Below are 17754 nucleotides of genomic sequence, written 5' to 3'. Positions count from 1 at the left end.
AAGCAGGTGACCACGGAGCTGCACCAGACCCGGCAGCGGCTGGCCAAGGCCGAAGAGGACGACCCGGTGGTGATCGTCGGGATGGCCTGCCGGTTCCCCGGCGGTGTCGACTCGCCGGAGTCGTTGTGGCGGCTGGTTTCCGAGGGCGCCGACGCGGTGGGGGAGTTCCCCGCCGACCGCGGCTGGGACCTCGAGCGGCTCTACGACCCGGCCGGGACGGACGCCTCCTACACGCGGCACGGCGGGTTCCTCGACGGTGCCACGGAGTTCGACGCGGGACTGTTCGGCATCTCGCCGCACGAGGCCCTGGGCATGGACCCGCAGCAGCGGCTGCTGCTCGAGACGTCGTGGGAAGCGCTGGAGCACGGTGGTATCAACCCGCTGTCGCTGCGGCGGGCCAAGGTCGGCGTGTTCGTCGGCCTGATGAACAGCAGTTACGCCAGCGGCGCCACGGAAATCCCGGCGGAGACCGAAGCGCACGCGGCGCTCGGCAACTCCACCAGCATCGCCTCGGGCCGCATCTCCTACACCTTCGGGCTCGAAGGCCCTTCGGTCAGTGTTGACACGGCTTGTTCGTCGTCGCTGGTCACGCTGCACCTCGCCGCGCAGGCGCTGCGGAACGGCGAGTGCTCGCTGGCGCTGGCCGGCGGGGCCACCGTGGTCGCCCAGCCGGACGCGTTCATCAGCTTCAGCCAGCAGAAGGCGCTGTCCCGCGACGGCCGGTGCCGCGCGTTCGCCGAGGAAGCCGACGGGTTCGGCATGGCCGAGGGCGCCGGGATGCTGGTGGTCGAACGGCTTTCCGACGCCCAGCGGCTCGGCCACCGGGTGCTCGCGGTCGTCCGCGGCTCGGCGGTGAACTCCGACGGCGCGTCCAACGGCCTCACCGCGCCGAACGGCCCCTCGCAGCAGCGCGTGATCCGGGCCGCGCTCGCCGACGCCGGACTGTCCACTTCGGACGTCGACGCGGTGGAGGCGCACGGCACCGGCACGTCGCTCGGCGACCCGATCGAGGCGCAGGCGCTGTTCGCCACCTACGGCCGTGACCGGGACGCCGGCCGGCCGCTGCTGCTCGGCTCGCTGAAGTCGAACATCGGGCATTCGCAGGCCGCGGCCGGTGTCGGCGGCATCATCAAGATGGTGCAGGCGCTGCGGGCCGGGGTGGTGCCGCGGACGCTGCACTCCGGGAACCCGTCGTCCCATGTGGACTGGAGTTCGGGCACGGTGGCGCTGGTGCCGGAGAACGTGCCGTGGCCGGAGAGCGACCGTCCGCGGCGTGCGGCCGTGTCGTCGTTCGGGATCAGCGGCACCAACGCGCACGTCATCCTCGAACAGGCTGCTTCGCCGGTTGCCGAGTCCGCCGACGGCGACTTCCCGCTGGTCCTGTCCGGCAAGACGGCGTCCGCGCTGCGTGACCAGGCGGTGGCCTTGCGGGCGTCGCTGGCTCCGGGGTCCAACCGCGCCGACGTCGCCCGCACCCTCGCGACGGGCCGAGCCGCGCTCGCCCACCGCGCGGCGATCGTCGGCTCGGATGCGCTTGCGTGCCTGGACGCGCTGATCGACGACCGGCCGAGCGACCTGGTGCTCCGCGGGGTGGCCCGCGCCCAGGGCAAGGTGGCGTTCGTCTTCCCCGGCCAGGGTTCGCAGTGGCCCGCCATGGCCCGCTCGCTGCTCGAGTCGGCACCCGCGTTCGCCGACGCCGCCGAGGAGTGCGCAAAGGCGTTCGACGCGCACCTCGACTGGTCGGTCCTGGCTGTGCTGCGGGAAGAACCGGACGCGCCCGAGCTGAACCGCATCGACGTCATCCAGCCGGTGCTGTTCACGGTGATGGTGTCGCTGGCGGCGCTGTGGCGGGCCCACGGTGTCCAGCCCGCGGCCGTTGTCGGCCACTCCCAGGGTGAGGTTGCCGCCGCTTACGTCGCCGGCGGCCTGGACCTCGACGACGCGGCGCTGATCGTCGCCGCGCGCAGCAAGGTCTCGGCGCGGCTGTCCGGTCATGGTGCGATGGCGACCGTGGCATTGAGCCAGGACCAGCTGACGCCGCGCCTCGAGCCGTGGGGCGACCGGCTGTCGGTCGCGACGGTCAACAGCGCGTCCTCCTGCGGTGTCTCCGGGAACCCGGACGCGCTGACCGAGTTCCTCGCAGCGTGCGAAGCGGACGGCGTCTGGGCGAAGCGGGTGCCCGGCCTCGACACCGCCGCGCACTCCGCGCAGGTCGACGCCCTGCGCGACGACCTGCTGCGCAACCTGGCCGGGATCCGGCCCCGGCGGTCGTCGATCCCGATGTACTCGACGGTCACCGGCTCGGTGCAGGACACGGCGGGCTTCGACGCCGAGTACTGGTACCGCAACCTGCGTCAACCGGTGCTGTACCAGCCCGCGGTCGCCGCGCTGGCCGAAGACCGGCACACGGTGTTCGTCGAGTGCAGCCCGCACCCGGTGATCGTCATGCCCACCCGACAGACCCTCGAAGACGCCGGCGCCGAGGCGGCGGTGATCCCGTCCCTGCGCCGCGACGACGGCGGCCGCTTCCTCGCGGCCCTGGCCGAGGCCCACGTGCACGGCGCGGCCGTCGACTGGGCCGGCGCGATCGACGGCCGGCTCGCCGACCTGCCGACGTACCGCTTCCAGCGGCAGCGTTACTGGCTGGGCACGCTGAAGTCCGGCAATGTCGCGGCCGCGGGCCTCACCGGCACCGGCCACCCCCTGCTGGGCGCGGCGATGCCACTCCCGGAGTCGGACGCGGTGCGCTACACCGGCCGGGTTTCGCTGGCCACGCACCCGTGGCTGGCCGACCACGCGGCGATGGACGCCGTGCTGCTGCCGGGCACCGCGTTGGTCGAGATGGCCATTTCCGCTGGTGCCGAGTGGGGCTACGGAACTCTCGCCGATCTCACCCTGGCGGCTCCGCTGGTGTTGCCTCCCGAGTCTTCGGTGCAGCTGCACCTGGCACTGGGCCCGGCCGGAGACACGCGGTCGGTGGACATCTATTCGCGGACCGAGGGTTCTTCGTGGACTCTGCACGCGACGGGTTCGCTGGTTCCGACTTCTCCGCCGGTAACCTTCGATGCTTCGTGGCCGCCCGCGGACGCTTCGCCGGTGGATCTTGACCACATCTACGCCGAGCTTTCGGCGATCGGCCTGGTGTACGGGCCGGCGTTCCAGGGGCTGCGCGCCGCGTGGCGGCGGGGGGACGAGGTGTTCGCCGAGGTTGATCTCGAGTCCGCTTCGGACGGGTTCGCCGTTCATCCGGCGCTGATGGATGCTGCTTTGCACGGGGCTCTGCTGGGTGGGTTGCTCGGTGACGGACGTCCTGGGCTGCCGTTCTCGTTCAGCGGGGTGCGGGTGCTGTCATCTGCTGCCACTTCCTTGCGGGTCCGGCTCTCGCCGGGGGCGTCGGGGATGCGGCTGGAGGCAGCGGATTCGTCTGGTGCTCCGGTGTTTTCCGTGGATGCGGTGCAAACGCGGGATCTGCCGTCGACCGGGCTCGATCCGTTGTACCAGGTGGACTGGACGCCGGTGACGGTGCCGGAGTCCACTGTGGATGCCGCGGTGCTGGGCCCGGACCGGTTCGGCCTCGGTCTGCCGGTGGTCGAGTCGATGGTGTCGGCGCCGGCCGTCCTGCTGGCCACAGTGGACTCATCGGGTCCGGACCTCGCCGCCGCGGCGGGGAACGCGGCTCGGTCGGCACTCTCCCTCGTCCAGCGTTGGCTGGCCGAAGGACCGTCCGGCAGCAAGCTTGTTGTGGTCACCCGCGGGGTGGCCGCCGCGACGGCCCGCGGGCTCCTGCGTTCGGCGTCGGCGGAAGAGCCTGGCCGGTTCGGCCTGGTGGACCTCGACGAGGGTCCTGCCGGGGTGCTGCGCGCGGCGCTCAGCTCCGATGAACCCGAGCTGGCCCTGCGCGAAGGCGTTGTGCTCGCCCCTCGGCTGGCGAAGACTCCGCCGCCCGAGTCGGCAGCGAGCCTGGACCCCGACGGCACCGTGCTGATCACCGGCGGCACGGGCGCGGTGGGCGCCCTGCTGGCCCGGCACCTGGTCACGTCGTACGGCATCCGCAACCTGCTCCTGGTCAGCCGCCGGGGTCCCGAGGCACCCGGCGCCAACGCGCTGTCGGCCGACCTGGCCGCGCTCGGCGCCACGGTCACGATCGCCGCCTGTGACACCGCCGACCGCGATCGCCTGGCCGAAGTGCTGCGGACGATCCCTGCGGCACACCCGCTCACCGCCGTTGTGCACTCCGCCGTGGTTCTCGACGACGGCCTGGTCAGCAGCCTCACCCCGGACCGGCTGGAGCGCGTGCTGCGCGCGAAGGTCGACGCGGCGGTGGCCCTTCATGACCTGACGGCCGGGATGGACCTGGCGGCGTTTGTGCTGTTCTCGTCCGCGGCAGGCGTCTTCGGCAACCCGGGCCAGGGCGCGTACGCGGCGGCGAACGTCTTCCTCGACGCCTTCGCCGAACACCGCCGCGCTTCGGGACTGCCCGCGCACTCGATGGCGTGGGGCCTGTGGGAAGAACGCGGCGAGTCCACGGCCGCGGTCTCCGGCGGCGGCCTGTCCACCGGGTCGGGCCTCGCCCTGTTCGACGCGGCGCTCGCCGGGGAACAGGTGCTGTCGGTGCCGATCCGGCTGGACGTCCCGGCGATCCTGCGTGCCCAGGACGGTGACGTGCCGCCGCTGCTGCGTGGCCTGGTGCAGGCACCCGCCCGGCGCAAGGTGGCGTCGTCCTCGCAGTTCCGCACGCGGATCGCGGGCGCGAACCCGGCGGAGGTGGAGAAGCTCGTGGTCGACCTGGTGCGCGGGCACCTAGCCGACGTGCTCGGCCACGGCGACAGCACCGAGATCGAAGCGGGCGCCCGGTTCCTGGAGCTGGGGGTTGACTCGCTGACCGGCGTCGAGCTGCGCAACCGGATCAACGGCGCCACCGGCTTGACCCTGCCGGCGACGCTGGTGTTCGAGCAGCCGACGGTCCTCGACGTCGCCCAGACCGTGGCTTCAGCGCTGACTTCGCCGGTCCAGCCGGCTCCGGAGCCCGCGGGCTTGTTCGGTCCGATGCTGGCGGAAGCCGGCCGGACGGGCCGGTTCGGCGAGTTCGTCGAGCTCCTGGCCCGCGCGGCCCGGTTCCGCCCGGCGTTCGAGGCCGGCGCGCAGCCCGACGGTGTCGACGTGGTCCGCCTCGCCAAGGGCGGCGACGGGACCGAGCTGATCTGCGTGCCGTCCGTGCTGGCGATGTCCGGGCCGCAGGAGTACGCGCGGTTCGCCGCGGCCTTGCGGGATCTGCGGGACACGTCGGTGCTGACCCTGCCCGGCTACCACTCGGGTGAGCCGCTGCCGTCGTCCGTGCCGGCGCTGGTTTCCGTGCTGGCCGAGGTGCTGCTGCGGCACACCGAGGGACGTCCGTTCGCCTTGGCGGCCCACTCGTCCGGTGGCCCGGTGGCGCACGAACTGGCGCGGTTGCTGGAGACCCGCGGTGCTGCTCCTCGCGGAGTGGTGCTCCTGGACACGTACCTGCAGAGCGCGGACGTCCTGGCCGACGTCCAGGGCGAGCTGACGGGGGAGATGTCCGGCGCATCGGTCGGTGACGCCCGCCTGACGGCGATGGGCGGCTACCTGGAGATCTTCGACGGCTGGACGCCTTCTTCCCTTGCCACACCGACACTTCTGCTGCGGGCTTCGTCCCCGCTGCCGTCGTGGTCCGGCCGCCCGGACTGGCAGGCGACGTGGGAAACCCCGGGCAGTTCCGTCGCGGACACCCCGGGCGACCACTTCACGATGATGCGCGAACACGCGGCTTCCACCGCCCACCAGGTGAACAGCTGGCTCGCCACGCTGTAACCCCTACGTCGGGGGCAGCCCGGACGTCATGAACGACCCTTTCACCTCGTCCGACGAGGTGAAAGGGTCGTTCACTGCATCACTGCCGCCGACCCTCCAGGCACATGAGCCGACCCTCCGGGTACGCGAGCCGACCCTCCAGGTACGCGAGTCGTCCACCTGGGTACGCGTGTTGTCCGCCCGTGTACGCGAGTCGTCCCTTCGATCACGCGTGATGCCCTCGGCCGCCGGACATGGCAAAGCCGCGGTCCCCGAAGGAACCGCGGCCCGCCACTCCGTCCTACCAGGAAACCACTTCGTGACGCGGCATCTGCTCCACCTCACTGGCGTGCGACAGCCACCGATGCCCGCTCGGCAGCTCGGTCCGCCGATTGATGTTCAGCTTCCGGTACACCCGGGTCAGGTGCTGCTCCACCGTCGAAACGGTGATGTACAGCTTCCGCCCGATCTCCCGGTTCGTGTGCCCCAGCGACGCCAGTGAAGCGACCCGCTGCTCCGCCGCACTGAGCGCGGACGGGCTCAGATCCTCCGGCGCCTGCTCGGTCACCGCCGGCGCCCCGGCCGGAGTCAGGCTCCGCCACAACGGATCCGCGCCGCACGACTTCGCCAGCTGGACCGCCCGGCGCTGCGCCGTGCGGGCCCGGTTGTAGTCACCCAGCATCTGCGCACACTCGCTGAGCGCCGCGAACACGTGGGCCAGCTCGTACCGGTCGTCGCAGGTCTGGAGCTGCTCCGCCGCCTTGCGGAGCATCGGGAGACGCTCCTTGAACTCGCTCACCTCGGCCAGCGCCCGCAGGCACACGGCGTGGGCGCGGACCCGCTCGTCCCCGCACCGCTCCAGCTGGTCACGCAGGAGCTTGCGGGCCTGGTCGGCGTGGCCCAGGCGCGCGTGCGCCTTGGCCGCGCTCAGACGCCACGGGACCAGCTCCGGGTGATCGATTTCCCACCGCACGGCCAGCGTCCGGACCGTCGCGAAGTCCTCGAGGGCCGCGTGCAGCCGGTCCGTCGCCAGGTAGTGGTTGCCGCGCGCGGTCAGGTACTGCAGCCAGAACCCCGTGCGCCGCATGCCCGGCGGGATGTCCCGCTTGAGCTCGGCCGCCGCCTCCTCGTACCGGCCCATCCTGGTCAGCGCGTCGACCAGGTGCGCCAGCGGCAGGCCGATCAGCGTGCCCCAGCTCTGCGCCGGCAGGATCGTCAACGCCTCCCGCGCGCACCGCTCGGCCGCGTGCAGGTCACCCAGCCGCAGCGCCACGCCGGCCTTGACGTCGGTGATCACCGCGCGCAGGGTCGGCGAGCTCTGCACCGCCTTCATCCGCAGGAGCTCGTCGCACCAGCGGTCCGCGCGGTGCGGCTCGCCGGCGAGGATCAGCGCCTGCAGGGCCGCGACGACCTCCTCCAGCTGCGGGACCTCGATCAGCCAGCAGCTCTCCAGCACCTGCTCGGCGGCCGCCAGGGCCTCGTCGCGGTACTTCGACGACAGCGCGAGGCTGAGCGCCTGGCCCGAGCACGTGCCGTCGTAGCCGGCCGCCCCGCGGTCGCGACGGCGTTCGCCCGCCACCTCCGGGTACCAGACGCGCACCCACTGGTTGTCCGTGAAGCACTCCGCCTCGGGCCGGCCCAGCACGGTGGCGGCCCGGTCGAGCCGGCCGTGCCACAGCAGCGAGTAGACGTAGTCGGCGGTGTGCTGGGTGCTCAGGTGCCCCTGGTCGAAGGACTCGCCGAGGGGGCCGAGCCGCATCGCCGCCGCCGCGGGGTTGGTCCGGTTCTGGATCTGGACCAGCCGGGCGGTGAACGCGGCCGCTTCGCGCGGCCCCAGGTCCGCCGGCTTCGGCAGCGTCAGGCACGCCACCGCCACCTCGGCCCGGTCGTCCCGCAGCGCTTCCTGCGCCGCGTTCCACAGCACCGGCAGCGACCACGGCTCGGCCGCCCCGCCGCGCAGCAGGTAGTCCGCGACCACACCGTCCGGCTTGCCCTGCTGGTGCAGCCGCCGCGCGACCTCGAGGTTGAGCGCCCGGGCGTCCGCCTCGGGCAGCTCGGCCCGGACGGCCTTCGCGGCCCGCTCGTGGCGGAACCGGTGGTGCTCGATCAAGCCGCTGTGCTCGAGCATGTGGAGCGCCGCGGCCACTTTGGACTGGTCGAGCCGCAGGATCTGCGCCAGGTCCTCCTCGTCGCCGTGGCCGTCGAGGACCGCGACCGCCCGGGCCGTCCGCACCAGGTGCGAAGGGCTGCGGTGCAGGCAGCTCAGCACCGCGTGCTCGTACGCGATCCCGATGGTCGGCTCCGTCCCGCCCGCCGACTCGTAGTCGTCGGCGAGCGCGTGCGTGAGCAGCGGGTTGCCGCCGGTGAGCCGGTGGCACGCCCCGGCCAGCCGGCCGGCCGCCTCCGTGCCCAGCCGCTCGGCCAGCACCTGCGCGACCCCGCCGACCGACAGCGGGGGCACGGTCAGGTGCCGCGCGTGCGGCTGCCGGATGATCTCCGAGTGCAGCCGCGACCGGGCCGGCCGGGCACTCGCGCTCTCGGTCAGGATCATCAGGATGCGCGACACGCCGATGCGGTGCTGGATGTAGAGCAGTGTGCGCAGTGACGCCCGGTCGGCGAACTGCATGTCGTCGACCATGATCACCAGCGGCCGCTCCTTGGACAGCTCGAGCAGCGCCACGCAGATGCCGTGCGCGATCCGCGCGTCGAAGCGCAGGCCGTTGTTCGTGTCCGCGTCCGCCGCCGAGCCCATGATCCGGTGGGCCTGCGTGACGGTTTCGGGCGGGAGCAGCGGGTTGCCGAACAGCTGGTCCAGCATGCCCAGGTGCACGTCCTCTTCCGCGAACGAGCCGCAGGCGCTCAGCACGAGCGCCCCCGAGTCGCCGGCCCGTTCGGAGAACCGGCGGAGGAGGCTGGTCTTGCCGCTGGCCACGCCCCCGGTCAGGAGCGCCACGACCCCGTTGCCACGGCGGCTTTCGTCGAGGAGCTCGATCAGACTGTCTAGAACCTTTTCCCGTTCCACCAAAGCCATGTGCCTATCACCCCAGTGATGTTCCCCGCCGAAGGTGTGTGACCACCCCAGTGACAACCTTCGGCGTAGCTTGCTATCCCCAGTTACTTCCGGTGACGAAGAGCTCGTAACCATCAACGACGTTCTCTTCGACAAAAACAAACGTAGTCGCCTCGGCAGAGGTTGACCAGCGCAGGTGGAGGCGTCGGCGTGTTCGTCCCATCACCGTCGGACGCAGCTTTCCCCAGGGTGAAAAGCGTTCGTTTTTCGCGGTTCTCGACGGGGAGATCGATCCACTCAATCACCCGAAAGAGTGAAAATCTGGCTTCGGAGCGTCAGCTGGGCCCGATTTTTGACGGTTGGTGGCAAGGCCGTCACGGAGGGGTGCAGAGTGCACGAGCGGAGCAGGCGGGATGAATGGGTCGAATCGGGCACTCCGTCGGAATCGATCGAGGGTCTAACTCGTTCGGCCTAAACTGACGCGCTCCGTGGTCGAAGCTCGGGTCGAAGACTACCCAGAGTGTCTGCCACCAAGGGCGGAGACGGGCCGGCGACCCTGGCTCGGTGCGGTTTTCGGAGATGATCTCCAGGTCGGGGCGTTGCGAATTAGTCACCGTCGGGGACAAATCCTTGACCGGGAGTGAACTACCATCACCCGTTCGGACTAGAACTGGGCTCCACCTCGGGTGGCGACCGGCTCTCGGGGTCTCCACCCCGGACGACCTCGATCGTTGTGACCCAGATCTTCGATCGAACCTCGACGATAGGGGTCCGGTAGGGGTGTCACCCCGCACCGGTACCCCTGAACCGGGCAAAACGTCCGGGGGAGGCCGAGGGGGGATTTTGCCTCTCCACCCCCGGCGGCCGGCCTTTCCGGTGACGCCGGACGTCATGGTGTCACGGCCGGGCCCGAAACGAGAACGGCGGGAAAAGGGGGCGGGAATTCCCCGGGGCCCACTGAGCGGGAACATGCTCGCCTGCCACCCGACAGAAATTTTACAAGGCAGGCGGGCAACTCTTCCGCCAAAACGAAAAGCCGCCTTGAACAGCGTCGGACGCTGTCAAGGCGGCTCTCGGGGAGGGCGGAACTACAGGCTGGTCACCGTGGTGACGCCGGTGGCGGCGCCGGTCGTGTCGAAGAGCCGGGCCGCGCCGCCGAGCACCTCGGCGGTGTACTCCCGGTGCGGCTGGAGCAGCACGACCAGGTCCGCCGCGGCCAGCGCCGCGCCGAGGTCCGGGACACACTGCAGGCCGCCGAACACGTCGATGTACGGGTCGTGGAACGACACGTCGGCGCCGCGGTCGCGGAACTGCTGGATGATCGGCTCGGCCGGTGTCTCCCGGGTGTCGGCGACGTCCGGCTTGTAGGTGACGCCCAGCACCAGGACCTTGGCCCCGTCGACCGCGACGGAGTTGTCCTCCAGGTGCTTGCACACGCGGTCGGCCACCCAGAGCGGCATGCCCTTGTTCACGTTGTGCGCCGTCTCCGCCATCTTGAACCGCAGCCCGAGTGTGGTGGCGTGGTGCACCAGGTACAGCGGGTCGGCCGGGATGCAGTGCCCGCCGACCCCCGGACCCGGCCAGAACACCTTGAACCCGTACGGCTTGGTCGCCGCCGCGCGGATCGTGTCCCAGACGTCGAGCTCCATGCTGTGGCACAGCTGCGCGAACTCGTTCACCAGCGCGATGTTCACCTGGCGGAACGTGTTCTCCAGGATCTTGGCCGCCTCGGCCTCACGCATGCCCTTGGTCAGGTGCACGAGGGTGACGCCGCGGTAGAAGTCCGCCGCGCGGTCGCGCGAGGCGTCGGTCAGCCCGCCGACCAGGCGCGGGGTGTTGCTCAGGTCGAACTTCGCATTGCCCGGGTCGATCCGCTCGGGCGAGTACGCGAGGTCGAAGTCGACGCCGGCCAGCAGGCCCGACTCCTCCAGGATGGGCAGCAGCAGCGCGTCGGTGGTGCCCGGGTAGGTGGTGGACTCCACGATCACCAGCTGGCCCGGCTTCAGGTGGTCCCGCACGGTGGCCACCGCGGACTCCAGCGGCACCAGGTCGGGCTGGTCGTCCTCGCGGACCGGGGTCGGCGCGCACACGACGACGACGTCGGCCTCGGCGAGCACGGACGGATCGAGCGTGGCGCTGAGGTTTCCGGCCACTTCGGCCAGTTCGCTGTCGAGCACGGTGTCCACCGGCGACCGCAGCGCGTTGACGGCGTCGACGCGCTCGGCGTTGATGTCGAAACCGATGACCTGACGGCCGAGGCGCGCCTGCGCGACGGCCAAGGGCAGACCGGTGTACCCGATCCCCAGAATTACGATATGCCGATCGGTGTCAGCCATGGCGATATCCTCGGATTCTCAGTTGGTTTGATTCGCGAGCGGTTACCAGGACATCCGGTACGGCACGAACGATTCGCCGTATTCCCAGCAGTGCGACCCGCCGGTGGCGGCGTCGATGGTCCGGACGTGGTTCAGCGACCGGGGCTGGTTGCCCGGCCGCATCTGGGTGCCATAAGCGCGCAGCGCTTCTTCTTTGTCGCCCCAGTGCGCGGAGGTGTCGACGTGGACCCACCACGGCTCCGAGTCGGCGGACCAGCGGTCCTCGACACCGCGGTAGCCGAGCACCATCTCGGGGGTCGGCTTGAGGCCGGGGCCCTGGATCCGGGCGGCGGCGAAAGCGGCGCGGAACACCGCCTGGTGGTCCTGGTGGTAACCACCGGCCGCGGGGATGATCAACGCCTTCGGCCGCACCGCCGACAGCGAGCACTCCTCGTGCTTTTCGATGAGGTTGACCAGGTCACGCTGCTTGACGGTGATGTCGAGGTCGCCGGTCTCGTCGACCCAGGCGATCGTCTGCGTGGTGACGCCCAGCGCCTTGCACGCGGTTTCGAACTCGGCGAGCCGGGTGTTCGGATCGCTGTGGGAGCCCCACATCTTGGCGGCCCGCACCGTCACGCACAGGACGTGCACGCCGATGCCGGCGGCGGCCAGTCGCGCGACGGTGCCGCCGGGGCCGATGGTTTCGTCGTCGGGGTGCGGGGCGACAACGAGCACCTGGTCGCCCGTGGACAGCCCGAACGGGTGTCGTGAACTCTCGTTGGTCATCAGCGCCGGCTCTTTCGTCGTCGGCCCGCCGGATTTTTCCCGGAATGCACGCGGGATGCGGGCGGTGCGCATTCCCGGAATTCCGGGAACGAACGAAAGGCTAGTCAGCGTAATGAATGCCGGACAACCCCTGCCGGGATTCGGCGACCCCTAGCGGGCCCCTGGATCGGCGCCGGTGAAAATAGGGGTGCGCGGATTAGTCGGCGAGTCCGTGCTGGTAGACGTACCGTACCGCCTCGCTGCGGTTGCGCACGCCGATTTTCATGAAAACATTGTTGGCGTGCGTTTTCACGGTCGCCTCACCGATCAGCATGGCGGTGGCGATCTCGGCGTTGCTCAGCCCGCGGGCGATGTGGGAGAGCACTTCGGACTCGCGGGTCGTCAAACCGGGAATTCCGGTGCGCGGGGGCGGCGGTGTGCTCACCGCGGCGGTCCCGGTGTGGTTGAACGCGGCGACCAGCCGCTGCGAAACGGCGGCGTCGAAGGTGATCTGCCCCGCGGCGGCGGCGCGCAACGCGGCCGCGATCTGCTCGCGGCCGGCGTCCTTGGTCACGTAACCTCTGGCGCCCGCGTGCAGCGCGGCGGCGATCGACTCGTCGTCGACGTAGGTGGTGAGCACGAGCACCGCGATGCCGGGGTGCTCGGCGGCGATGCGCCGGGTGGTTTCGATGCCGTCGAGCACCGGCATGCGCAGGTCCATCAGGACCGCGTCGGGCGGGTCTTCGGCGATCACCCGCAGCGCCTCTTCGCCGTTGCCGACGTTGCCGATGACTTCGATGCCGTCCATCAGGTCGAGCAACGCGACGAGGCCTTCGCGCATGATCTGCTGGTCGTCCGCGACGATCACGCGGATCGCCTGGTCGCTCATTCGGGGACCTCGGCGGTGACCAGCCAGCCGCCGCGGGCCGAGTCGGCCGGCCGGGCGACCAGGGAGCCGCTGACCAGCGCCAGCCGTTCGCCCATCCCGACGAGGCCGTACCCCGAAGGCTCGGCGACCTGTTGCGGCGGAACGGACACCGGCTCGTTGTGCACCCGCAGGGTCACCTTCGCCGCCGAATAGTCGAGCACCATGCCGATGGGGGCGCCGGGTGCGTGCTTCGCGGCGTTGGTCAGCGCCTCACGACCCGCGCGCAGCAAGGAGATCGCGGTCTCCGGCCGCACCGGACGCGCGGTGCCGGTGGACTCGAAGGTGACCGGCACACCGTGGTCGGCCTCGTGTTCGGAAGCCAGCTCCTGCAGCGAAGCCGGCAACGGCGGCGAGTTGTGCCGCAGCGCGGCAACCGCCCGCCGGGCCTCGTTCAGGCCTTCGTTCGCCAGGCGCCGGGACCGGCGCAGCCGCTCCAGCGCGGCTTCGCGGTCACCTTTGACACTCAGCAGTCCTTCGGCGAGATCCAGCTGCACACTCAAGGCGCCGAGTGAATGTGCCAGCACGTCGTGGATCTCCCTTGCGATGCGGGCGCGTTCCTGCAGCGCCGCGGCTTTGGCGTGTTCGTCGTGCATCAGGCGCGTCTGCTCGAGCAGCAGTTCCGCCTGGTGCGCCTGGACCTGGTACTGCCGCCGGTTCAACCCGAACAGCGTGGAAATCAGCATCACGATCGCGTAGCCGAGCATCGTCACCCACGACTGGTGGGCGAGCGCGCAACTGGCCACGACCACGCCGACTTCGAGCCCGGCGAAGGCGATGATGAGGTTCGCGCTGACCCCGGCCAGCGCCGCGAACACGCCGAGCGGGACGCCGGCCATCAGCATCGCGGTGCCGTCGGTGCTCCACCCGACCACGAGCGTGGGCAGGACCGAGCACAGGGCGAGCGAGGCGGTCGAGAGCCGCGGCCACGTCCGGTCGGACAGCGCGAACAGCAGCCAGCAGAGGAAGCTGACGCCGCAGACCGTCCACACCAGCGGGGACGCCCGCGCCGTCAGCAACGCGCCGAGCAGCAGCAGCGTGCTGATGACCTGGACGACGAGCCACCCCGGTGCGACCCGTTCGGCCAGCCCCAGTTCGGTGTCCTCGTCGCCGGAGCCCTGCATGGTCCTTAGCTCTTCTTCTTGAACATCAGGACGATGACGCCCAGGAGCAGGATCGCGAGCAGCGCGACGCCGCCGATGATCAGGTACCGCTCGAACATGAGGTCCATGACGTCGCTCATGCTGGTGTCCGCGAGGACGGTGGTGGTGTTCATGGTGGTGCCTCCCCGTCAGCCGTTTCCGGCTGGGTCAGTCGTTTTCCTTGTGCTTGACGTTGCCCTGCTTCTCGCGCTCGCTCAGGTAGTCGAGCGCCTTGGTGCCGAGTGCGCCTTTGTAACCCTGGCTCTTGTTCAGCTTGTTGCGCACGACCGGCTCCACCATCTGCTTCGCCTGGTCGAACCGGCCCGTCTTCTTGAGGGCGAACACGACAACGCCGATGAGCAGCAGGAGCAAGATGATTCCGCCGCCGATCATGGCGAAGCGGAGAAGCATGAAACCGATTACTTCACCCATGGCAGATTTCCTCCGTATGACTGTCCCGGCACCCGTTTCCGGATGCTTTCCTCCGCCGGTTCCGACTGCTTCCGACACGTTGGACACTACTGCTCCACCCGGGTGGAGCAGGACCTCCGCACGGTGGAGATCCGGGTGGAGGTCCGGCGGCCGCGAAGGGGGGAGCCGGCCCCCGTCGACCGGGGGAACCGAGCGCTGAAACCGCCCCTGACCTGGATAGACAGCAGCCGGGCACGCGGTTCGCGTGCCCGGCTGCTGTCATGCCCCCGAGTTCGGCGCCGGGGGAGTGAGCGCCTGCTCCGGGGTGGCGCTTGTGATGGCCATTCACTCCATCGGCAGGTCCACCGGGGCGAGTTCGGAAAAGAGGTCACCCGGTCCCGGATTGCCCGGAACCGTGGTGCCGCCGAGGTGGTTCAGTACGCCCCAGACCGCATTCAGCGCCGTTGTCACGGCGCCTTCCGCAAAACCGCCTGTCCAAGATATGTCATCTCCGGCGAGAAAGAAACCCCGCTGTTCGGGTGGCAGCTCCTGCTGCATGAAATGGGTGTACAACCGCCGTTGGTAGCGGTAGTGGCCCGGCAGGTTCGCCTTGAACGCGCCGTTGAAGTTCGGCTCGTTCTCCCACGTCACGGTGATCGGCGGGCCGACCAGGCGGGCGCGGATGTCGACGCCGGGGTAGATGCGTTCCAGCGCGGCCAGGATGCTGTCGATCCGCTCGCCGTCGTCGAGCGTGGCCTGCTTCGCCGAGTCGTCGTTCCAGGTGTAGGACAGGCACATCACGCCGGGCCGGTCCGGGCCGTCGTCCATCAGGTAGACGCTGCGCGGCCCGCGGTCGGTCAGCGTCATGCTCAGCGTGTCTCGGCCGGTGCCGGGGTCGAGGTCACGCCAGAACGGCCGGTCGGTGAGCACGAAGACCTTGGACGAGCCCATGTAGTGGGTGCGCTCCACCGCGGTCCACAGTGGACGCGACAGCAGGCTTTCGTCGGTGCGGATCCGGGTGGTGAGCAGCCGGACGTGCGGGGTGAAGACCACCGCCGGGTACGTCCGCGCGTCACCGCAGGTGTCCCGCACCGTGATCGCCTCGCCGGCACGCTCGATGCGCGCGACGCCCGGTCGGGGCTGCCCGCCGTGCAGCTCGGCGAGCGACGTCCCGTCCGGCCAGTGGGCGAGGCCGCGGTGGCGGTGCGTCCAGAGCCGCTCGGGCAGCTGCTGGCAGCCGCCGACGATGCTGCGCTGCTCGTCGTCGGCCCCGCTGAACACCACCCGCAGGATCTCCAGGATCGAGTTGGGGAAGTCGGTGTCCCAGCCGCCGGTGCCGAAGCCGACCTGGCCGAAGATCTCGCGGTGGCGGAAGGAGGAGAAGGACGTCGAGTTCGCGATGAACTCGTAGAAGGACTGGTCGTCGAGCCGGGAGACGAGGCTGTTCCAGATGGCCTTGATGCTGCCGACGTCCCGGCGGCGGATGGCGTCCTCGATCGCCGGGCGCTCGGCGTTCTCCTGCAGTGCCTTGTCCCAGGCGTCGGACACCTGCTGGTAGACCGACGGCAGGTCGGCGGCGGTGCGCGCCCAGGTCGTGCGGCCCTCCAGGTCGATCACCGTGCTCGGCGTGGCCGGGTCGAGCGGGTTCGGGAACGCCTTCGTGTCCAGGCCCGCTTCGGTGATGTAGTGGTAGAGCGAGGTCGCCGACACGGGGAACCGCATGGCGCCGAGCTCGGCGACCGAATCCGGGTGGCCGTCGAAGGCCGCCGAGCGCATCCGGCCGCCGAGCTGCTGTTCCGCTTCGTAGACGACCGGGCGCAGGCCCAGGCGGAGGAGCTCGTGCGCGGCGACGAGGCCCGCGATGCCGCCGCCGATGACGGCCACCTCGGTGCCGTGGACCCCGTCGGGCAGGGTGCCCAGGCCGCCGGGGTGGGCGAGCCAGTCGTCGTAGGCGAACGGGAAGTCCGGCCCGAACATCGTCAAGGGTCCGGAAAGCGTCCCGTTCTCCCGCGGACGCTCGAGGGGGAAGGTAGTCATGAGCGATCGTGCCTTTCTGCGGGCCGGATCGAATTCGGTGGCCGAGCACGAGAAAGAATGGCGATGAACATGGACGGATACATCGTGCCCGTGCCGAAGGTATTCGCCGCCGCGTGCGGCCGGATACCCCTGGCCACCCCTAACCGATCACTCGGCGACCCGGGTGCGGCCGCACCAGGTGAACACCGGCACCTGGGCGCCGCCGGTGGTCGTGGTGAACTCCCCCTCGTGGGTGAAGTGCTCGTAGCCGGCGCCGTAGCTGACCTTGGCGACGTCGCCGATGCTGCCGACCGTCCACTCGCGGTGGCGCTCGATCAGCTCGGCGGGACCGCCGGAAAGCGTGACCGTGATCTTCGACATGGTTCGTCCTCCGTGGGTTCGGTTTCGAGGGGCAAGAATGCAGATAATGTGTTCTGCGTCTCTCGAGGATGCAGGTTCGCGGAACGCAGTGTCAAGGTGATCGGCTCCTATTCGTGAATGGCGCCGATCAGGGGTGACGCGGTATTCGGTAGGGGTTGTCCCCGGTCCGCGCGTCCTGCGAATCTGCCGGGGAAACCACTGGGAGAAGGGGAGTGCCGTGCACGAAAGCAGCTGGATCCGGAGTTTCCACCGGCGGCCCGGGGCCGGCCACCGGCTGGTGTGCTTCCCGCACGCCGGCGGTTCGGCCAGTTACTTCTACCGGATGGCGAAGGTGTTCGCCGCGGATCCCGACGGCCCGGCGGAAGTGGTCGCCGTGCAGTACCCCGGCCGTCAGGACCGGCGCGCCGAGCCGTTCGCGGCCGGCATCGGGGAGCTGGCCGAGAAGATCGCCGCGGTGCTGGCCGGCGCCGACGACCGGCCGATGACACTGCTGGGGCACAGCATGGGCGCCACGGTGGCGTTCGAAGTGGCGCTGCGGCTGCGGTCCGCGGTTGCGGCCGTCGTCGTCTCCGGCCGCGCGGCGCCGTCGGCGCATCGCGGCGGCACGTCACACCTGCTCGGTGACGACCAGCTCATCCGCGAGGTCCGGGCGCTGGCCGGCACGGACGCCGCCCTGTTCGGTGACGACGAACTGGTGCGCATGGTGCTGCCGGCGATCCGGGCCGACTACCGCGCGGTCGAGACGTACGAGCCCACCGCCGGCGCCGCGGTGGACGTCCCGATCACCGCGCTGACCGGCACCGAGGACCCGCGGGTCACCGTGGCGGAGATCGCCGCCTGGGAGCACCACACCCGCCGGGAGTTCGTGCTGCACACCTTCCGCGGCGGGCACTTCTACCTCGACCACCACCTGCCGGCGGTCGTCTCGCTGCTGCGCCCGGCCCTGCGGGAGCCCGCCGTCGCGTAGGGGTGCGTAAGGGT

The 17754-nt window shown here is 70.5% G+C and carries 11 protein-coding genes and 1 pseudogene; 3 read left to right on the top strand and 9 right to left on the bottom strand.

Annotated elements, in window-relative coordinates:
• Positions 1-6: 6 nt before the first annotated feature.
• Positions 7-5160, top strand: a pseudogene (locus ACIA5G_RS42360) (type I polyketide synthase); the annotation flags it as partial.
• A complete protein-coding gene (locus tag ACIA5G_RS42355) occupies positions 5161-5829 on the top strand; it encodes an alpha/beta fold hydrolase (RefSeq protein ID WP_395934426.1) in 669 nt (222 codons plus the stop codon).
• A 280-nt stretch (positions 5830-6109) separates the two neighbouring features.
• On the opposite strand, the gene ACIA5G_RS42350 is transcribed toward ACIA5G_RS42355, so the two are convergent.
• From ACIA5G_RS42350 to ACIA5G_RS42310, 9 genes are all read right to left on the bottom strand, one after another.
• A complete protein-coding gene (locus ACIA5G_RS42350; RefSeq protein ID WP_395933994.1) occupies positions 6110-8839 on the bottom strand; it encodes an AAA family ATPase in 2730 nt (909 codons plus the stop codon).
• A 1067-nt stretch (positions 8840-9906) separates the two neighbouring features.
• Positions 9907-11154 carry a nucleotide sugar dehydrogenase gene (locus tag ACIA5G_RS42345; RefSeq protein WP_395933992.1) on the bottom strand — a complete coding sequence of 416 codons (1248 nt, stop codon included), beginning with the start codon at positions 11152-11154 and terminating at the stop codon, positions 9907-9909.
• Between the two features lie 42 nt (positions 11155-11196).
• Entirely contained in the window at positions 11197-11919 is a 723-nt protein-coding gene (locus ACIA5G_RS42340) for a PIG-L deacetylase family protein (RefSeq protein ID WP_395933990.1), read from the bottom strand.
• A 196-nt stretch (positions 11920-12115) separates the two neighbouring features.
• Positions 12116-12787, bottom strand: a complete 672-nt coding sequence (locus tag ACIA5G_RS42335) for a response regulator (protein ID WP_395933988.1) — start codon at positions 12785-12787, stop codon at positions 12116-12118.
• Positions 12784-13947 (bottom strand): sensor histidine kinase, encoded by a 1164-nt coding sequence (locus tag ACIA5G_RS42330; RefSeq protein ID WP_395933986.1) that lies wholly within the window; start codon positions 13945-13947, stop codon positions 12784-12786. Before ACIA5G_RS42330 ends, ACIA5G_RS42335 begins: the two co-directional genes overlap by 4 nt.
• Positions 13948-13952: 5 nt before the next feature.
• Positions 13953-14099, bottom strand: a complete 147-nt coding sequence (locus ACIA5G_RS42325) for a GGIII-like transmembrane region-containing protein (protein ID WP_395933985.1) — start codon at positions 14097-14099, stop codon at positions 13953-13955.
• Between the two features lie 34 nt (positions 14100-14133).
• A complete protein-coding gene (locus ACIA5G_RS42320; protein ID WP_395933983.1) occupies positions 14134-14397 on the bottom strand; it encodes a hypothetical protein in 264 nt (87 codons plus the stop codon).
• Between the two features lie 324 nt (positions 14398-14721).
• Entirely contained in the window at positions 14722-16413 is a 1692-nt protein-coding gene (locus tag ACIA5G_RS42315; protein ID WP_395933981.1) for a flavin monoamine oxidase family protein, read from the bottom strand.
• Positions 16414-16560: 147 nt separating this feature from the next.
• On the bottom strand, positions 16561-16773 hold the full coding sequence (locus tag ACIA5G_RS42310) for a DUF5988 family protein (RefSeq protein WP_395933979.1): 213 nt from the start codon (positions 16771-16773) through the stop codon (positions 16561-16563).
• 217 nt (positions 16774-16990) lie between these two features.
• Here ACIA5G_RS42310 and ACIA5G_RS42305 point away from each other — a divergent pair, with 217 nt between their 5' ends.
• Complete coding sequence (locus tag ACIA5G_RS42305) at positions 16991-17740, top strand: thioesterase II family protein (RefSeq protein ID WP_395933977.1); 750 nt, start codon at positions 16991-16993, stop codon at positions 17738-17740.
• The last annotated feature ends 14 nt before the right edge of the window (positions 17741-17754 follow it).

The sequence above is a fragment of the Amycolatopsis sp. NPDC051758 genome, from assembly GCF_044453095.1.
Classification (GTDB): Bacteria; Actinomycetota; Actinomycetes; order Mycobacteriales; family Pseudonocardiaceae; genus Amycolatopsis.
Note: the sequence above shows the minus strand (reverse complement) of the source record. Positions and strands in the feature narration are given on the sequence as shown.

Bases quoted from the DNA above. Each gene is read 5' to 3' on its own strand.
- ACIA5G_RS42335 (WP_395933988.1), bottom strand. From the start codon at position 12,787: ATGAGCGACCAGGCGATCCGCGTGATCGTCGCGGACGACCAGCAGATC.
- ACIA5G_RS42345 (WP_395933992.1), bottom strand. From the start codon at position 11,154: ATGGCTGACACCGATCGGCATATCGTAATTCTGGGGATCGGGTACACC.
- ACIA5G_RS42325 (WP_395933985.1), bottom strand. From the start codon at position 14,099: ATGAACACCACCACCGTCCTCGCGGACACCAGCATGAGCGACGTCATG.
- ACIA5G_RS42330 (WP_395933986.1), bottom strand. From the start codon at position 13,947: ATGCAGGGCTCCGGCGACGAGGACACCGAACTGGGGCTGGCCGAACGG.
- ACIA5G_RS42340 (WP_395933990.1), bottom strand. From the start codon at position 11,919: ATGACCAACGAGAGTTCACGACACCCGTTCGGGCTGTCCACGGGCGAC.
- ACIA5G_RS42310 (WP_395933979.1), bottom strand. From the start codon at position 16,773: ATGTCGAAGATCACGGTCACGCTTTCCGGCGGTCCCGCCGAGCTGATC.
- ACIA5G_RS42350 (WP_395933994.1), bottom strand. From the start codon at position 8,839: ATGGCTTTGGTGGAACGGGAAAAGGTTCTAGACAGTCTGATCGAGCTC.
- ACIA5G_RS42320 (WP_395933983.1), bottom strand. From the start codon at position 14,397: ATGGGTGAAGTAATCGGTTTCATGCTTCTCCGCTTCGCCATGATCGGC.
- ACIA5G_RS42315 (WP_395933981.1), bottom strand. From the start codon at position 16,413: ATGACTACCTTCCCCCTCGAGCGTCCGCGGGAGAACGGGACGCTTTCC.